Here is a 17,591-nt window from a genome sequence, read left to right as displayed (position 1 = left end):
GCACAGCGGCGACGGCCTCACGGCTGCGCTGCCCGGCCTTCCAGCCAGGCAGGCTGCGAGCTGCCATATGGTGGCGGCGGTGACTGAAAATCCAGGGGGTGTCCCGCGTCAAGCAGGGGCGGCCCAACGTAGCGCAGCTCCCCATAGCTGCTGGCCACGGACCGGTATTCTGGGGTGCGCAGTCCAGCAGGGCTTTCCGTGCTGGTTGGGCCACTCATGCTGTCGGGGTCTTGCCCACCGGTCAGGGAAAACAGCTCCTCCGCGGTACGCGCCAGCGACAGGTGCGCGGTACCGCCCAACCCGGTCCGGCGGCGGGCGGCCAGGAGGCGGACTGCGGCCGCGGCCACCCCATAGCCGGTGGCGTGGTCCAGCGCCTGGACCGGCAGCGCACCCGGGCGCCAGCCGCCGTCGTCCTCCATGCCGTAAGTGCTGGCGATTCCGCAGGCGGCCTGGACAATACTGTCGAAGCCGCGCAGGCCGCTCCAGGGCCCCGCGCTTCCCCAACTGTCCAAGGTGACCACTACCAGTTCCGGACGGGCTGCCAGCAGCTCCCGCCCGCTGAGGCCAAAACGGTCCAGGGCACCGTGCCGGTAGCCGGTGACCACGGCATCCGCGCCGGCCAGGAGTTGCTGGAGGTTTCCCTGGCTTGCCGACTGCCCCAGGTCGAGTACGGCACTGCGCTTGCCAAACGCCGTGTCCACGAACTGGTCCTGGATCTCGGGAAAGGCGGGCGGGTCGATCCGCAGGACGTCTGCCCCGAGCGCGGCCAGCAGCCGGGTAGCGACTGGGCCGGCGATGACCCGCGTCAGGTCCAGCACCCGCAGCCCGGCCAGCGGCAGGTCCCTGGCGCCGCGTCCCGTGCCGGAAGCGGCGCCTGCTCCTTCTGCAGCTTCCCGCAGTCCCAAGCCACCAGTGGTGCCGTCCGCATGCTCCACCGCAATCCATGGTCCCGAGCCGGCCGCCCGACCCATTTCGGTTGCGAGCCATTCACTGCGGGTCCGGACGGCCGCGGCTATCCCTCCCTGTTCCTGGATTGCGGCCTCGGCGTCCAGCGCGGCCATGGAGCGGAGTTTCCTGTCCACATCCTCCGCGCCAATGGCAGCCAGCGCGTGCAGGAGCCGCTGCTCATGGTGGGGGTAGTTGGCGTGAAGCCGGATCCAGCCGTCAGCGGTCTTCCGGAAGCCGGACAGGGGCGCGAAGCCCTGCGGCTTGCGCCCCGCAATCCGGAGGTGCCCGAAGGAATCGAAGGCGGGCGCTGTCAGGTCGGGTGTTGTGCTGAAACGGCCCGGCATCCCTGAGTACAGGTTCAGCGCCTGGGCCGCGGCTTCCACCGACTGCAGCGCCAAGCCTTCGACGTCGAGCTTCCCCGCCCACCACCGGGGCGCGGGGGGCATGCCGCGGGCGCCCATGTCCGCGCTACTTTCCCTGCGGTGCGGCCGCGTGGAGCTGTTCCAAGACACGCGCCGGCACGTTTGAGGTGATCTCCTGGATGCCCAATTCCCGGCAGAGCGACACGTCCTCAGGGGAGTCCACGGTCCACACCCTGAAGCGGCGGCCGGAGTCCAGCCAGCGGCGGACTGTCTCAGGGCGTTCCCTGACGTATTCGATGCCGGGGCCGGCCATGCCCACCTCGCAGTCGTCCAGGATCCGTTCGCCCTCCAACTGGGTGGCTTTCATCAGGTTCGCGATGGCCCCGCCGGTAATCGGCCCAACCCCCAGGCCGCCACGGATTTCATGGATGGTGAGGTCGTCCACCAGCTGGCAAATATATTGCGGCGGTACGGAGAGGAGCAGGTGGCGGACTGAATCCGGGCTGAAGCTCATGAAGGTCACGGCCACGTTGTCCACGGTTGAGCTTTGCGGTTCCCAGCCCTCGCTGCGGAGCACCTGCAGGACCCGGTCCTCAAGTTTGAGCTGGTACGGGCTGGGATGCTTGAGCTCGATGGCGAGTTTCATGGGCCGGCCCGCGCCGCGAAGGATGTCCAGCAGTTCCGGAAGGGTCAGGAGCTGTTCGGAGCGTGCCCCGAACGTTTCGGGGATCCGGACGCCTTTCCAGGACGAGAAGTCCAGCTGGCGCAACTCCTCCAGCGTCCGCTCGGCCACCGGACCCGTGCCGTCCGACGTGCGGTCCAGGTTGGCGTCATGGAGCAGGACCACGTGCTGGTCGCGCGTCAGGTGGACGTCGCACTCCACTCCGTCCGCGCCGTCGGCCAGGGCCTGGAGGTAGGCGGCACGGGTGTGTTCGGCATACGTGCCGCTGGAACCGCGGTGGGCAAAGACCAGCGGCCGCTGCGGCACTGACTCGTCAATTGTCATGGACACACGGTAGCCGACCGGCCCCCGCCTTCAGGGCTAGGCTTGGCACATGCAGGTGAACTCTGAGGCAACTACTGGGCCAACCACGCAGGAAGCACCCACCGAACCAGCGCGGGAGCCGCGGCCGGGCACTATGGCGGCAGGCGCCGTCGTAAGCCGCCAGCTTGGTGCCGGTGACGCCGAAAAGGCGGCAGCGCTGCGGAAAATGAAGTTGCTGGCGCTGAGCCTGCTGATCGCCATGGCCGTGATCTTTGTCTTCGCGTTCGCCCTGCAAAAGGAGTATCCGTGGCTGCAGTACGTTCGTGCGGCGGCTGAGGGCGGCATGGTGGGCGCACTGGCCGACTGGTTCGCTGTGACGGCCCTGTTCAAGTACCCCATGGGCATCAAGATTCCGCACACCGCCATCATTCCGCGCCGCAAGGACCAGATCGGCGCCTCCCTGGGCGAGTTCGTGGAGACCAACTTCCTCTCCGAGCAGGTGGTCCAGGACAAGCTGGCCAGCGTCAACATTGCCCGCCGGGCAGGTGTTTGGCTGGCAGCGCCCGGTGGCGCCGACCGGGTGGCCAAGGAAGGTGCCGCGGTGATCCGTGGCGCGTTCAAGGTTTTGAATGACGACGACGTCCAGGCCGTCATTGAGGGCATGGTCCGCAAGCATCTCCTCGCTCCGCCGTGGGGGCCGCCGGTGGGCAGGCTGGCGGAGCGGGTCTTCCACGACGGGCACCACCACACACTGGTGGACCTGCTGGTGGACCGCGCCGCGGACTGGGTGGATGACAACCACGAGACCGTCACCCGCCTGGTGTCCGACCGCTCCCCCACCTGGGTTCCGCAGTTCGTGGACGGCCTGGTGGGCGACAAGGTCTACCTCGAAATCCTCAAGTTCGTGCGCGCGGTACAGGCCGATCCCCGCCACCAGGTGCGCCAGTCGATCGACAAATACCTGAACGACCTCGCCCAGGACCTGCAGCACGATCCGGCGATGATTGCCCGCGCGGAGGACATCAAGGCGCAGGTGTTGGGTGATCCCGAGGTGCGCGAGCTCGCTTCCCGGACCTGGGGCACGGTCAAGAACGCGCTGCTGGGTGCCGTGGATGATCCGGACAGCGAACTCACCATCAAGTTCAAGGCCGCGGTGCGCGACTTTGGGTCACGGCTCGTGGACGATCCCGAACTGGCCGGGAAGGTCAACGCATGGATCGGTGACGCCGCCGGGTACTTGGTCCGCACCTACCGTTCGGACATTGCCGGCGTTATTACGGACACCGTGGCGCGGTGGGATGCCGAGGAAACCTCGCAGAAGATCGAGCTCCAGGTAGGCAAGGACCTGCAGTTCATCCGCATTAACGGCACCGTGGTGGGGTCCCTGGCCGGGCTGGCGATCTTCACGGTGGCGCAACTCATCTTCGGGTAGCCCCTTCGGGATCTTTCGCTGCGCAGATTCCTTTTCGCGCCGCATATTCGGGGTGCGGGGAGGAGCCTGCGCAGCGGGAATGCGTACGACGACGGCGCCCGGTTTTTAGGGTGGGGCACCGTTGGCGCAAGGTGGCTTTGGCGGCCAAAGGCTTCGTTTCAATGTCAGTGGGTCGTTGGATGATGTCCATATGGAATTCAGCGGTGGTGTTGGGGTGGTGTTGGAGGGTGTTCGTGCCTCTGTTACTGCCCTGGATGCGCTGGAGCGGGAGGACGCGTCCCTGGCAGCCGGTGCCAGTGTTGGTGCCGGTGTGGATGTGTTGCAGCGGCGGTATGAGCTGTGTCTTGAAGGCTTGGAGGTGATGGCCCGGCTCGAAGCGCAGCTGGCCGCGGTAAAGTCGCGGCGGGCTGCCCGTGCCGTTGAACTGCAGCAAGCGATGACTCCCCCGGACGCGTCCGACACGGACCGTACCTACGCGCAGATGTCGGTGGTGGAGGAGATCGCCGGGGTCCTCACCATCAGCTCCGCGGCCGCCGGGGCGTTCGTGGACCAGTCGCGCCGGATCTGTTCCCTACCGCCCGTCATGAACGCCTTGGCCGCGGGCGTGATGTCGTGGCAGCACGCCCGGATTGTCGCGGACGAAACCGAAGGCCTTGACGCTGTCGGGGCTGCCGGGCTGGTGGCGCACTTCTTCGACCCCGCCACGCCCGATCCGGCCCGGGGTGCCGCGCCCGGTGAGCTGGTCCCGTCCCGGTTCCGGGCCAAGGTCCGGGGCTGGCGGGAACGCCACCACCCCGAATCGATCCAAAAGCGCCATGCGAAAGGGGTGGCGGACCGGCGGATGGAATACATCCCGGACAAGGATGGCATGGCCTGGATCTCCCTCTACCTTCCCGGCGATACCGCGTGCGCCATCTGGAACCGGACCACCGCCACCGCCCGCGGCCTCCAGGGACCAGACGAACCCCGCACGCTTAGCCAGCTCCGCCCCGACATCGCCGCATCCCTGTTGCTCGGCGCCGGCCAGGCGGCGGGTGAGGGGTCCACCGGCACCGCCCCGGGCACGCAGGGTGTCACCGGGATCGGGAAGGTCCCTGCGCCGCGGGCCGACGTCCTGGTCACCGTGCCCGTGTTCTCGCTCCTCGGCCTCACCGACGAACCAGCAGTGCTGGACGGCTTCGGCCCAATCCCGGCATCCATGGCCCGCAAACTCGTCGCCGGTGGCGCGGAGTCGTTCTACCGGGTCCTCGTCGACCCACAGGACGGGGCGCCACTGGAAATCGGGCGGAAGAACTACCGGCTCACCGAAACCATCAAACGCTGGATCAGGATGCGCGACGGCAAATGCACGTTCCCCGGCTGCAGCAACCGCACCCCCGACAACGAAACCGACCACCTCCAAGCGTGGGAACACGGCGGCACCACCGGAACCAGCAACCTCGCACAGCTCTGCCCCAAACACCATCGGCTCAAACACCACAGCCAATGGACCCCGGATCCGGCCACGAGCAAGGACCCACCGGGCTGGACATCACCCACCGGGCGCCACTACAACCCCGAACAGCAGGATGCAGAACCAACCCACTGGCCACCGGGAAGCCTGCCACCATGGCTGCAACGGGAAGCTGCCGGTAAATGCCAGTGCCTGGAGGCCAGCCTCGAAAACCTTCCGCAGGGGGAACCCGACGACGACCGGTACGTGGACATCAACGATCTGTCACCCGACGATCCACTCTGGGCCGAACTCCTGGCGGCGCCATTAGTGCCGTCGGGATGATGCAAGCCCTGGACAGTCCAACGGTTAGCCGCCCCGGGGCCGGAGCACACCGCCGCCTTTTAAGCGAAGGCCTCCAGCTCCACGCCTGCGGCCTCAAGACCTGCCCGGATGCGGGCCGCCGCCTCCAAGGCTGCGGGGCTGCCGCCGGGCAGGTGAAGGGAGTCCGGCTGGACCCTGACCACCGAACCGTCAACCGCCACCACTTCGCCTTTTGTTGCCAACCGCACGGCCCGCTCAACGATCGTGTCGACGTCGTTCAACACGGCGTCTTCCCCGGACAGCGGCACCAAGGTTCCGTCTGCAAAGTAGGCACGGTCGGCGTAGGCCTCGGTGAAAACAGGGTGGCCGGCCTCCTTGGCCTGCTTCAACAGCTCCGAGCCGGGGAATCCAAGGATGGGCAGCCCCGGATCGTAGGCATTCACGGCCGCCACGAGCGCGGAAGCCTGCTCAGCGTCGTGGATCAGCGTGTCATACAGCGCACCCTGTGGTTTCACGTAGTCCACCGAGGCACCCACGGCATGCGCGACGCCGTCGAGCGCGCCCAACTGGTACAGCACGTCGCCAAATAGCTCATCAAAGCTCATGTCCAGCGAGCGGCGGCCAAAACCGGCCATATCGCGGTAGCCAAGGTGCGCACCCACGGTGACGTCAAGTTCGTAGGCGGCGCGGCAGCTGTCCAGCATGGTGACGGGGTCGCCCGCGTGGAGGCCGCACGCGACGTTGGCGCTGGTGGCCAGCTGGAACATCGCCGGATCGCCTCCCGTGGTCCAGGAACCGAATGATTGGCCTACGTCAGCGTTGAGATCCAAGGATGTTGCCTTCCAGGGTCAGGTTGTCCGGCCCGGCAGCCGCGGTCAGCTCCCCGGGGATGGTGTCCGGCATGGGTCCGAACGCCTCCCGGGCGTTCTTGGCCACTGCACGGCCCATCACGAGGTTACCGGCTCCGCCCACAACCGCCCCTATGCCGAAGGGCAGGGCCCGTCCGAACAGCGCGGTGCCCTGCCGCTTGAGCAGGTTCTTGAGGAAGGCGTTCTGGATCCGCTTCCGGACGCTGCCGAATCCCGGGATCGAGGACCTGGACAGCACGTTTCCCCAGACGTCCGCGGGCTTTGCTCCGCCGGCCGCCTGTCCGCTCAGGGTTCCCAGCAGGGCGGTTCCTTCCTCGCCCAGCATGATGGCCATGACCATGGTGCCGGCTTTCTCCGGGTTGGTGAGGCGAATGCCGTGGAGCTCGGCCAGCGACGTCGCATAGAGGGCTGTCGCCTCCAGGAAGCCAACCGTCGCGGCCGCAGACAGTCCCAGCGACGCGACGGTACCCACACCCGGGACGACGGCGGTGGCGCCCACCAAGGCACCTCCGCCGGCCACCGCCCTAAGGTAGTCACGCTCCGCGATGTCTGCGAGCTGCGCTGCGGTAGCCCGCGGATGCTTCTTCTGGAGCCGGCGGATATAGGCCACCACCAAGGGCCGCTGGACCTGCACTGCCTTCAGGAGCATGTTGTGGACGCCGGGCTTGGGCTTGCCCTCGGCATCGAACATTGCGTTATGGGCGGTTTCCTGTGCGATTCGTACTGCGGGATTGCTGCGCCTGGCCATGGTCACCTTCATTCAAATCGACCTGCAGCGGGTGGGCTGCCGTGCTTATCCATCCTATGTGGACAAACACTAAGCATGCTGAACTTTCCGGCCGGCACTTGGTTCTTCCCCGCCGCTCGTCCCTAGCTGCCGGTGCCCGCCAGGTTGTTGAACGTGTACAGGTGCACCCCCTCCACCACCCCGCCGCCCTCCAGCTCCGCAAGGATCGCCTGCGGTGAGTAGAGGCCGCCCTTGAGCAGGCGGCGGCCAAGCGGGCCCCTGCGATTCAGGAGTTTGAGGGACGGGCCCACACCGATTTTCAGTGCGGCACGAATGAGCTGCGCCCGTGGAACGGTGCCGGCAACTCCGGCCCAGACAGGGAGCCGCACCCCTTCCCGGCGGAGCATTTCTGCGTACCACTGGATGCGGGAGGCCGAGAAGCACAGCTGCGTCACCACGGATGAGGCCAGATGCTGCTTTTCCAGCAACGCATCAAGCATATGCAGTTCGCTGTGGCCGGGATGGCCTTCCGGGTAGCCCGCCACACCGGCCCGGATGGTGCCGCCGGACAGCTCGGCGAGGTCCTCCAGCAGCGGAAGGCTGCTGTCATAGGGCCCGGCGGGCTCCCATGCGTCACCGCCGACGGCGAATACTTCGGTGATTCCGGCATCGTGGCAGTTCCGGACCACACCGGCCAGCTGCCCACGGCTTTCGATGCTCCGTGCGGCCAGGTGCGGGACAACCTCGAAGCCGAGGTAGGCAAGCTCGATGGCTGTCCGGATGGTCGGCCCCACACCCTGGCGCGGCAGGCAGGTCACCGTCAGGGCCGTGCCGGCGGGAGCGTGTGCCTGGACGAGGGCGGCAACGTCCTCGGTGGGATTGACCTGCATCCGGACGGGCAGCGCTGCCCCGGAACCGGAGGCCTGTCCTGCCGCGGGGATCGATGCGGCGGCTGGTGCCATGAGGGATCGAATCGTCATGAGGAACTCCAGGATTGGCCGGCCACGGGTGGCTCGGCATGGATCGGGTCCCTCCCCGCTCTGTATTGGACCTGAGAGATTCCGCAAACCCAGCCAGGGCCTGCTTGCACCGTCGGTGAGTACTGCCGGAGCAGCACTGCTTTCCAGAGTCGCCTCGCCGTGACGGTACATGGGCCTGAGAGATTCCTGGGGAGGATTTGCTCCTACGGCGCCTGCCCGGTGATGGCCGGGAGAACTCTCCCGCCACAGCTCGAAAGGCTGTATTCAAATGTGGTGCCACGGCGGCCGGCGCCTGCCCCTCCGCCTGGGAGGAGTGCAGCGCCGGCGGCGTGGATGGGCCTGCAACTAGCGGAGGATGACCGTCCGGTTGCCGGAGAGGACTATCCGCCCTTCAGCGTGCCAGCGGACGGCATTCGTGAGCGCCTTGCATTCGGCGTCGCGGCCAACCGTGACCAGGTCTGAAGCGGAATACGTGTGGTCCACCTCGATGACCTGCTGCGAAATGATAGGCCCCTCGTCCAGCTCCGAGTTCACGTAGTGGGCAGTGGCGCCCACCGTCTTGACACCGCGTTCGTACGCCTGGTGGTACGGCTTTGCGCCCTTGAAGCTGGGCAGGAACGAGTGGTGGATGTTGATGGCCTTGCCGCTGAGGCGCGTAGTGGCTTCATCGCTGAGCACCTGCATGTAGCGGGCCAGCACCACCAGTTCCACTGCGTACTGGTCCACCAGTTCCAGCAGGCGCCCCTCAGCTTCCGCCTTGGTATCGGGCGTGACCGGGATGTGGTGGAACGGGACACCGTGCCACGCGGCAAGGGGTTCCAGGTCCGGGTGGTTGGACACCACGGCGGCAATCCGGACGGGCAACTCACCGCTGCGGGCGCGGAACAGGAGGTCGTTGAGGCAGTGGTCGTATTTGGACACCATGACCAGGATGGGCTGCTTGCGGCCGTGGCGTTCGAGGCGCCAGTCCATCTGCCACTCCTGGGCCACCTGCTCAAAACCGGCCCGGAGGCGGTCGAGTTCCACCTCTACCTGCGCGGTGACGTGGATCCGCATGAAGAACCTGCCGCTCGCGCGGTCCCCGAACTGCTTGATGTCCACGATGTAGCATTCCTGCTCCAGCAGGTAGGCCGCCACCGCCTGGACGATGCCGAGCGCATCCGGGCAATGGAATGTCAGGACGAATTCCTTGCCCGTTTCCGGAGCCACGGCCTGGCGCTGCCGGGCCGTGGCCGTGCTGGCCTGCGACATGCGGGCTTCCGTGCCGATCACCGCTTGACCCGCTCTTCCCCCGCTTCTGCGGCGGCAACCTGACGGGCGGCCTGGCCGGATGCGGCGTCGGTGAAGTCCTGGTCTGCCTGCAGTTCAGCCTGGAACGTGGCAAATCGGGCCTGGTGTGCGGGCCGGCGGCGGAGGACGAACCAAGCGGCGCCCAGCAGGACGAACCAGACCGGCGTGACCAGCAGGGCCACCAGGGTGTCCGGCTGGGTGGTGAGGCTCCAGATCACGAAAGCGAAGAAGGCGAAGACAACCCAGACCATGGCAACACCGCCGGGCATCTTGAACTTCGATGCTTCATGCAGGTGCGGCCGGCGGCGGCGGAAGGCGATGTAGCTGGCCAGGATGATCGACCAGACAAAGACGAAGCAGACAGCTGAGACGGTGGTGACCATGTCGAAGGCCTTGCCCACGTCCTGGCCCGCATACATGAGGACGACGCCGGACAGCAGCAGCACGCAGGAGAGGAACAGTGCGTTCTGGGGCACCTTCCGCCGGGACAGTTTGCCAAACACGTTAGGTGCGTCGCCTTCCTGGGCAAGGCCGAAGACCATGCGGGAGGTCGAGTAGATGCCGGAGTTCGCGGAGGACATCGCGGAGCTAAGCACCACGAGGTTGACGATGGTGGCTGCGGCGCCCAGGCCTGCCAGGGAGAACATGGCGATGAAGGGGCTGTGGCCGGCCCTGAACTCGGTCCAGGGGGTGACTGCCATCAGGATGATGAGGGCGCCTACGTAGAAGAGGAGCACGCGGATGGGGATGGAGTTGATGGCCTTGGGCAGGTTCCGCTCCGGGTTCTTGGCCTCGGCGGCGGTGGTTCCCACCAGTTCGATTCCCACAAAGGCGAAGACGGCGATCTGGAAGCCCGCCACGAAGCCCATGAACTCGTTCGGGAAGAATCCGCCGTGGCTCCACAGGTTGGTGAAGGTGGCAGGGCCGGCGTCGGACTGGAAACCGGTGAAGATCATGAACAGGCCAACGATGATCAGCGCAGCAATGGCAATGATCTTGATGAGCGCGAACCAGAACTCCGTCTCGCCAAAGGCCTTGACGGTGGTGAGGTTCAGCAGGAGAAGGATGGCTACGGTGGCCAGGCCGGGGATCCACAGGGGCACCCCGGGCCACAGTTCCCGGGAGTAGCCGGCGATGGCGATGACATCGGCGATGCCGGTGATGACCCAGCAGAACCAGTAGGTCCAGCCCGTAAAGAAGCCGGCCCACGGGCCCAGCAGATCTGCGGCGAAATCGCTGAAGGACTTGTAGTTGAGGTTGCTGAGCAGCAGTTCACCCATGGCACGCATGACGAAGAACAGCATGAAACCGATGATCATGTATACGAAGATCACCGAGGGGCCGGCTGCCGAGATGGTCTTGCCGGAACCCATGAACAGGCCGGTGCCGATTGCGCCGCCGATGGCGATCAGTTGGATGTGGCGGTTGCTGAGCTGCCGCTCCAGGTGCGGGGCTCCGCTGCCGGGGGACGTCGGGGAATGGGTCGTCATTGAGGAACTCCATCGTTCGAGCGGCACCCGGGGTGTCGCAAAGATTGGATTTCCTCCCCGCTCTGTCTTGGACCTGAGAGTTTCCACTCGCCGGGATGGCGTGCTTGCACCGTCGGTGAGCCAGGACAGGGCCTGGCTGCTTTCCAGAGTTGCCTCACCGCGGCGGTACGTGGGCCTGAGAGTTTCCTGGGGAGGGTTTGCTCCTACGGCGCCTGCTGAACGTACCGGCAGGGCTCTCCCGCCGCAGGTCAAAAGCGTTGATTGGTAAATCAGTGTTCAGTTATCGGAGGGCATCAGCTGCGGGCTTTCCAGCCGCACGGCGCATTTTTGGGCCTCCGGTAATCACAGCCGGCGACGGAGCGCCCAGCGTTCTTTGGGCCAGTTCCGCTGTCCGGCCGGATCACGGGGTTCAGTGTGGCGTCCGTCACGAACAAAAGTCAAGCCCGGCATTACGACGCCGCCGTAATGCTGCCGCCGGCAGCCTTCATGACGGGCCAACTTGCACCCCCGGGCCGCATCCTGTAACTTGTGAGCCGAATCACCCACATTTCAATAAGCCTTTCGAGCTGTGGCGGGAGAGTTCTCCCGGCCATCACCGGGCAGGCGCCGTAGGAGCAAATCCTCCCCAGGAATCTCTCAGGCCCATGTACCGTCACGGCGAGGCGACTCTGGAAAGCAGTGCTGCTCCGGCAGTACTCACCGACGGTGCAAGCAGGCCCTGGCTGGGTTTGCGGAATCTCTCAGGTCCAATACAGAGCGGGGAGGGACCCGATCCATGCCGAGCCACCCGTGGCCGGCCAATCCTGGAGTTCCTCATGACGATTCAATCCCAACCGTCTGTCTTTGCGGACCGGCACATCGGTGCACGCCGCCAGGCTGACGTGGACACCATGCTCAAGGCCGTTGGCTACGACAGCGTTGACGGCCTTGTGGACATCGCCGTCCCCAATTCGATCCGCCAGTCCAAGCCGCTCGCGCTCAAGGGCGCCCTCAGCGAGGTTGAGGTGCTTGCTGAATTGCGCCGGCTGGCCGCCAAGAACAAGACCGCTGTCCAGATGATCGGCCAGGGCTACTACGACACCATCACCCCTGCGGTGATCCGCCGGAACGTGCTGGAAGCCCCCGCCTGGTACACCGCCTACACGCCCTACCAGCCCGAAATTTCCCAAGGCCGGCTCGAGGCACTCCTGAACTTCCAGACCATGGTCCAGGACCTGGTTGGCCTGCCCATCGCCAACGCCTCGCTGCTGGACGAAGCCACCGCCGTGGCCGAGGCCGTGCTGATGATGCGCCGCGCCAACAAAAACAAGGACGCCCGCGACGGCAAGACCGTCCTGGACGCCGACGTCCTGCCCCAGACCATCGCCATCGTCAAGGGCCGCGCCGAGGCGCTCGGCTTCGAGGTTGAGGTTGCCGACCTGTCCAACGGCCTGCCCGACGGCGACATCAACGGCATCGTGCTCCAGCAGCCCGGCGCCTCCGGCCGCGTCTTCAACCACGCAGGCGTCATCGCCGAGGCCAAGGAACGCGGCGCACTGGTTACCGTCGCTGCCGACCTGCTGGCCCTGACCCTGATCACCCCTCCGGGGGAGCAGGGCGCCGACATCGCCGTCGGCTCCACCCAGCGTTTCGGTGTGCCGCTGTTCTTCGGCGGCCCGCACGCCGCCTACATGGCCGTGGCCAAGGGCCTGGAGCGTTCCATGCCCGGCCGCCTGGTGGGCGTGTCCAAGGACGACGCCGGCCTCCCGGCCTACCGCCTGGCGCTGCAGACGCGCGAGCAGCACATCCGCCGCGAAAAGGCCACGTCCAACATCTGCACCGCGCAGGCCCTGCTGGCCATCGTGTCCTCCTTCTACGCCGTTTACCACGGCCCGGACGGACTGAAGGCCATCGCCGAGCGCGTCCACAACAACTCCCGCGCCCTGGCCACCACCCTCAAGGTCGCAGGCCGGGAACTGGCCACTGAGACGTTCTTCGACACGGTCACTGTCTCCGTTCCCGGCAAGGCCGCCAAGGTCATCACCGCTGCTGAAGCACGCGGGATCAACCTGCGGCATATTGATGCCGACACCATCGGCGTGTCCGTGGATGAAACCACGACGCCGGAAATCCTGTCCGCGATCGCCGTCGCCTTCGGTGCCGGCCCCGTGGTGGACGCCGAGGGCTTCGAACTGCCCGCAGAGGTGCTCCGCACCTCCGAGTACATGCAGCACCCGGTGTTCAACACCCACCGGTCCGAAACCCAGCTCCTGCGCTACATCCGCAAGCTCTCTGACCGGGACCTCGCGCTGGACCGCACCATGATCCCGCTGGGCTCGTGCACCATGAAGCTGAATGCCACCGCCGAGATGGAAGCCATCTCCTGGCCGGAGTTCGCCTCCATCCACCCCTTCGCCCCGGACTCCCAGACCGAAGGCTGGCGTGAACTGATCAGTGGCCTGGAAGCCGACTTGGCGGAAATCACCGGCTACGACCAGGTGTCCCTCCAGCCCAACGCCGGGTCCCAGGGCGAGCTCGCCGGCCTGCTGGCCATCCGCGGCTACCACCGCGCGAACGGCGACACCCAGCGCAACGTCTGCCTGATCCCGGCCTCGGCCCACGGCACCAACGCCGCCTCCGCCGTCCTGGCCGGCATGAAGGTCGTCGTCGTTGCCACGGCCGCGGATGGAACGATTGACCACGAGGACCTGTACGCAAAGATCGAGGCGAACAAGGACGTCCTCTCGGCGATCATGATCACCTACCCATCCACCCACGGCGTCTACGATGCGGACGTGACCGAGATCTGCGAGGCCGTCCATGCTGCCGGCGGCCAGGTCTACGTTGACGGAGCCAACCTGAACGCCCTGGTCGGCCTGGCCCAGCCGGGCAAGTTCGGCGGGGATGTGTCCCACCTGAACCTGCACAAGACCTTCTGCATCCCGCACGGCGGCGGCGGACCCGGCGTCGGCCCCGTGGCAGCGAAGGCCCACCTGGCACCGTTCATGCCCGGCGACGCCAACAAGGCAGCGCATGAGGGAGGCCACGGCGTGGCCATCAGCGCCTCGAACTTCGGCTCCGCCGGAGTCCTCCCGATCTCCTGGGCCTACGTTAAGCTCATGGGCGGGGAAGGCCTGACCGAGGCCACCAAGGCAGCATTGCTCGCTGCGAACTACGTCGCCGTGCGCCTGAACGACTACTTCCCGGTCCTCTACACCGGCGAAGGTGGCCTCGTGGCGCACGAATGCATCCTGGACCTGCGCGAACTCACGGCCAAGACCGGCGTCACCGCGGAGGATGTGGCCAAGCGCCTCATCGACTACGGTTTCCACGCCCCCACCCTGGCGTTCCCGGTGGCCGGCACGCTGATGGTGGAGCCCACCGAGTCCGAGGACCTGGCCGAGATCGAGCGCTTCATCGAGGCCATGATCACCATCCGCAAGGAAATTGACCAGGTGGCCAACGGCGACTTCTCTGTCCAGGACTCCCCGCTGCGCAACGCACCCCACACCGCGTCCGCCGTCGTGAACTCCGAATGGACCCGTCAGTACAGCCGCGAACAGGCTGTCTTCCCCGTCCACCACCTCAAGCAGGACAAGTACTTCCCGCCGGTAGGCCGGATCGACGGCGCCGGTGGAGACCGGAACCTGATCTGCTCCTGCCCGCCGCTGTCCGAGTTCGAAAACTAAGGATCCCCCAATGACTGAGAACTACACGGCTCTCTACGAAGAGCACAAGAAGCTGGGCGCTTCCTTCACCGACTTCGGCGGCTGGCAGATGCCGCTCAAGTACAGCTCCGAACTGGCCGAGCACCACGCCGTCCGCAAAGCTGCGGGCCTGTTCGATCTCTCCCACATGGGCGAAGTCTGGGTCACCGGCCCCGAAGCCGGCGCCTTCCTGGATTACGCCCTGGTGGGCAAGTTGTCCGCCATCGCGGATGGCAAGGCCAAGTACTCGCTGATCTGCAACGAGGACGGCGGCATCATCGACGACCTCATCACTTACCGTTTCGGCGACGAAAAATACCTGGTGGTCCCCAACGCCGGCAACGCCCCCACCGTGGCGGCAGCCCTCGCCGAACGGGCAGTTAACTTCGACGTCAAGGTGGAGGACGCGTCGTCGGCCACCTCCCTCGTCGCAGTCCAGGGACCCAACGCCGAGGCCATCCTGCTCAAGCTCACGGATGAATCCCAGCACGCCCTGGTCACCGGCCTGAAGTACTACGCGTTCAACGAGCTGACCATCGCCGGCCACAATGTCATCCTGGCCCGGACGGGCTACACCGGCGAGGACGGCTTCGAACTGTTCATTCCGAACGCCGACGCCGCGAACCTGTGGGCCAAGGTGGCCGAAGCCGGCGAAGAGTTTGGCATCATCCCGTGCGGTCTTGCGTCCCGCGACTCACTCCGCCTCGAGGCCGGCATGCCGCTCTATGGCAATGAGCTGTCCCTGGAACGTTCACCGTTCGACGCCGGCCTGGGCCCCGTCGTGGCGCTCAAGTCCAAGGAAGGCGACTTCGTGGGCCGCTCCGCCCTGGAAGCTGCGAAGGAAGCCGGTTCCAAGCGGAAGCTCGTGGGCCTGAAGGGCCTCGGCCGCCGCGCCGGCCGTGGCGGCTACCCGGTCCTCAAGGACGGCAACGTGGTGGGCGAGGTGACCTCCGGCCAGCCCAGCCCCACCCTCGGCTACCCTGTCGCGATGGCCTACGTCGACGTCGAGCACGCCGAACTAGGCACCCCCCTGGACGTGGACCTGCGCGGCAAGGCCGAGCCCTTCGAGGTTGTCGCCCTGCCGTTCTACAAGCGCCAAAAGTAGCTTCGCGCTTCCCCACTCTTGAACCCCAAACTTAAGGAAAAACACCATGGCTAAAGTTGCCGCCGAACTGAAGTATTCCGCCGAGCACGAATGGATCGCCGCTGACGGCTCCGGCCCGTCCGTGGTTGGCGTGTCCGCTGTTGCCGCCGAAGCACTGGGCGACATCGTCTACGTGGACCTGCCCGAGGTTGGCTCCACCGTGACGGCCGGCGAGACCTGTGGCGAGATCGAGTCCACCAAGTCCGTCTCGGACTTGTACTCCCCCGTCACGGGCGAGGTCACGGAAGTCAACGACGACGTCGTCAGCGACCCTGCCGTGATCAACAACGATCCGTACGGCGCCGGCTGGCTCTTCAAGGTCACCGTCACCGAAGAGGGCCCGCTGCTGTCCGCAGAGGAATACGCCGAAGCGAACGGCGGCGAACTGTGAGTGCCCCCGCTGACACCGCAGTGTTCGAGCAGGTAGTCTCCCCGAGCCTCAACGCGGACCTGTCCGCGTTGGACCCCGAAATCGCCGCCAAGATCGACGACGAATTGGGCCGCCAGCGTGAGGGCCTGGAAATGATCGCCTCGGAGAACCACACCGCCGTGGCCGTGATGCAGGCGCAGGGCTCCGTCCTGACCAACAAGTACGCCGAAGGCTACCCGGGCAAGCGCTACTACGGCGGCTGCGAGCACGTGGACGTCACCGAGCAGCTCGCCATCGACCGGGTCAAGGCGCTCTTCGGCGCCGGGTTCGCCAACGTGCAGCCGCACTCCGGCGCCCAGGCCAACGCCTCGGTGATGCACGCGCTGATCAAGCCCGGCGACACCATCATGGGCCTGAACCTGGCCCACGGCGGCCATCTGACCCACGGCATGCGGATCAACTTTTCCGGCAAGCTCTACAACGTGGTCCCATACCAGGTCCGCGAAGACACCCACACGATCGACATGGCAGAAGTGGAACGGCTGGCGCTGGAAACGAAGCCGCAGCTCATCGTTGCCGGCTGGTCGGCTTACGCCCGCCAGCTGGACTTCGCCGAGTTCCGCCGCATCGCCGACCTCGTGGGCGCCTACCTCATGGTGGACATGGCGCACTTCGCCGGCCTCGTGGCAGCCGGACTGCACCCCAGCCCGGTGCCGCACGCCCACGTAGTAACGTCCACCACGCACAAGACCCTCGCCGGTCCGCGCGGCGGCATCATCCTCTCCAACGACGCCGACATCGCCAAGAAGATCAACTCGGCTGTCTTCCCCGGCCAGCAGGGCGGCCCCCTGGAGCACGTCATTGCCGGCAAGGCCGTGGCGTTCAAGATCGCAGCGTCCCCCGAGTTCAAGGAGAGGCAGGAACGCGTCCTGCTCGGCGCATCCATCCTCGCCGAGCGCCTGGTCCAGCCGGACGTCACGGCAAAGGGCATCAGCGTGGTGTCCGGCGGGACGGACGTGCACCTGGTCCTGGTGGACCTGCGCAACTGCGAACTCGACGGCCAGCAGGCGGAAGACCGCCTCGCCGCGATCGACATCACGGTCAACCGCAACGCGGTCCCGTTTGATCCGCGTCCGCCGATGGTGACATCGGGCCTGCGCATCGGCACCCCCGCCCTGGCCACCCGTGGCTTCGGTGAGGCTGCCTTCCGCGAGGTAGCCGACATCATCGCCGAGGCCTTGATTGCCGACGCCGACGCGGACCTTTCGGGGCTCCGTCACCGCGTCGAAGCACTCGCCGCAGCCCACCCGCTCTACCCGGGCGTGGCACCCCTGTCCTAAGGGATCGTGATCGCTAACGGGCCCGGCGGACCGGACATTTTCACGCCTGCTGCTCCTTCGTCGCTTTGACGCAGGCTTTCGAAAAGTCCGGCTCCGCCGTCCCCTCGTGGGCATGTCGCCTTGGTGACAGACCCTCGGAGTGGGCGGGGCATCCGGCAGCGTGCGTCTAAGGGAGCGTCACGTCCGCTTAGCGGGCGTCTTCGCGACCGAGC

General features: G+C 66.4%; 13 protein-coding genes and 3 riboswitches. Of the genes, 6 read left to right on the top strand and 7 right to left on the bottom strand.

All coding sequences use genetic code 11. From position 1 onward, the window contains the following. Positions 1–17 precede the first annotated feature (17 nt). Together PV772_RS21885 and PV772_RS21880 are read right to left on the bottom strand one after the other, a co-directional pair. Entirely contained in the window at positions 18–1,409 is a 1,392-nt protein-coding gene (locus tag PV772_RS21885; protein ID WP_347887544.1) for a CoA transferase, read from the bottom strand. 7 nt (positions 1,410–1,416) lie between these two features. Further along, a complete protein-coding gene (locus PV772_RS21880; protein ID WP_347887543.1) occupies positions 1,417–2,316 on the bottom strand; it encodes a glycerophosphodiester phosphodiesterase family protein in 900 nt (299 codons plus the stop codon). A 49-nt stretch (positions 2,317–2,365) separates the two neighbouring features. On the opposite strand from PV772_RS21880, the gene PV772_RS21875 reads away from it, so the two are divergent. Together PV772_RS21875 and PV772_RS21870 are read left to right on the top strand one after the other, a co-directional pair. Next, positions 2,366–3,727 (top strand): DUF445 domain-containing protein, encoded by a 1,362-nt coding sequence (locus PV772_RS21875; protein ID WP_307362644.1) that lies wholly within the window; start codon positions 2,366–2,368, stop codon positions 3,725–3,727. A gap of 190 nt (positions 3,728–3,917) precedes the next feature. Further along, on the top strand, positions 3,918–5,504 hold the full coding sequence (locus PV772_RS21870; protein WP_347887542.1) for a DUF222 domain-containing protein: 1,587 nt from the start codon (positions 3,918–3,920) through the stop codon (positions 5,502–5,504). Between the two features lie 59 nt (positions 5,505–5,563). On the opposite strand, the gene PV772_RS21865 is transcribed toward PV772_RS21870, so the two are convergent. The 5 genes from PV772_RS21865 to cycA all read right to left on the bottom strand — a co-directional run bounded on the left by PV772_RS21865 (position 5,564) and on the right by cycA (position 10,839). After that, positions 5,564–6,313: a 5-oxoprolinase subunit PxpA gene (locus PV772_RS21865; protein WP_347887541.1), complete on the bottom strand. Its 750-nt coding sequence runs from the start codon at positions 6,311–6,313 to the stop codon at positions 5,564–5,566. Then, a complete protein-coding gene (locus tag PV772_RS21860; protein ID WP_141158404.1) occupies positions 6,297–7,100 on the bottom strand; it encodes a hypothetical protein in 804 nt (267 codons plus the stop codon). The genes PV772_RS21865 and PV772_RS21860 overlap by 17 nt, the downstream gene beginning before the upstream one ends. Before the next feature lie 122 nt (positions 7,101–7,222). Further along, positions 7,223–8,059, bottom strand: coding sequence for a methylenetetrahydrofolate reductase (locus tag PV772_RS21855; protein WP_347887540.1), 837 nt, complete (start codon positions 8,057–8,059; stop codon positions 7,223–7,225). A 153-nt stretch (positions 8,060–8,212) separates the two neighbouring features. Further along, positions 8,213–8,312, bottom strand: a riboswitch (glycine riboswitch). Positions 8,313–8,404: 92 nt separating this feature from the next. After that, positions 8,405–9,310 carry a formyltetrahydrofolate deformylase gene (gene purU, locus PV772_RS21850; RefSeq protein WP_347887539.1) on the bottom strand — a complete coding sequence of 302 codons (906 nt, stop codon included), beginning with the start codon at positions 9,308–9,310 and terminating at the stop codon, positions 8,405–8,407. Between the two features lie 17 nt (positions 9,311–9,327). Further along, complete coding sequence (gene cycA, locus PV772_RS21845; protein WP_347887538.1) at positions 9,328–10,839, bottom strand: D-serine/D-alanine/glycine transporter; 1,512 nt, start codon at positions 10,837–10,839, stop codon at positions 9,328–9,330. A 153-nt stretch (positions 10,840–10,992) separates the two neighbouring features. Continuing rightward, positions 10,993–11,090: riboswitch (glycine riboswitch) on the bottom strand. A 311-nt stretch (positions 11,091–11,401) separates the two neighbouring features. Continuing rightward, a riboswitch (glycine riboswitch) is annotated at positions 11,402–11,501 on the top strand. A gap of 153 nt (positions 11,502–11,654) precedes the next feature. On the opposite strand from cycA, the gene gcvP reads away from it, so the two are divergent. Genes gcvP through glyA form a run of 4 tightly spaced genes read left to right on the top strand, consistent with a single transcriptional unit; the run spans position 11,655 to position 17,379 of the window. After that, positions 11,655–14,507, top strand: coding sequence for an aminomethyl-transferring glycine dehydrogenase (gcvP, locus tag PV772_RS21840; RefSeq protein WP_347887537.1), 2,853 nt, complete (start codon positions 11,655–11,657; stop codon positions 14,505–14,507). Between the two features lie 10 nt (positions 14,508–14,517). Further along, complete coding sequence (gene gcvT, locus PV772_RS21835; RefSeq protein WP_347887536.1) at positions 14,518–15,630, top strand: glycine cleavage system aminomethyltransferase GcvT; 1,113 nt, start codon at positions 14,518–14,520, stop codon at positions 15,628–15,630. Positions 15,631–15,676: 46 nt separating this feature from the next. Continuing rightward, complete coding sequence (gcvH, locus tag PV772_RS21830) at positions 15,677–16,060, top strand: glycine cleavage system protein GcvH (RefSeq protein ID WP_141158408.1); 384 nt, start codon at positions 15,677–15,679, stop codon at positions 16,058–16,060. Further along, positions 16,057–17,379, top strand: a complete 1,323-nt coding sequence (glyA, locus tag PV772_RS21825) for a serine hydroxymethyltransferase (protein ID WP_141183129.1) — start codon at positions 16,057–16,059, stop codon at positions 17,377–17,379. The genes gcvH and glyA overlap by 4 nt, the downstream gene beginning before the upstream one ends. Positions 17,380–17,591: the final 212 nt, after the last annotated feature.

Source organism: Pseudarthrobacter sp. CC12 (genome assembly GCF_039907755.1).
Taxonomy (GTDB): domain Bacteria; phylum Actinomycetota; class Actinomycetes; order Actinomycetales; family Micrococcaceae; genus Arthrobacter; species Arthrobacter niigatensis.
Note: the sequence above shows the minus strand (reverse complement) of the source record. Positions and strands in the feature narration are given on the sequence as shown.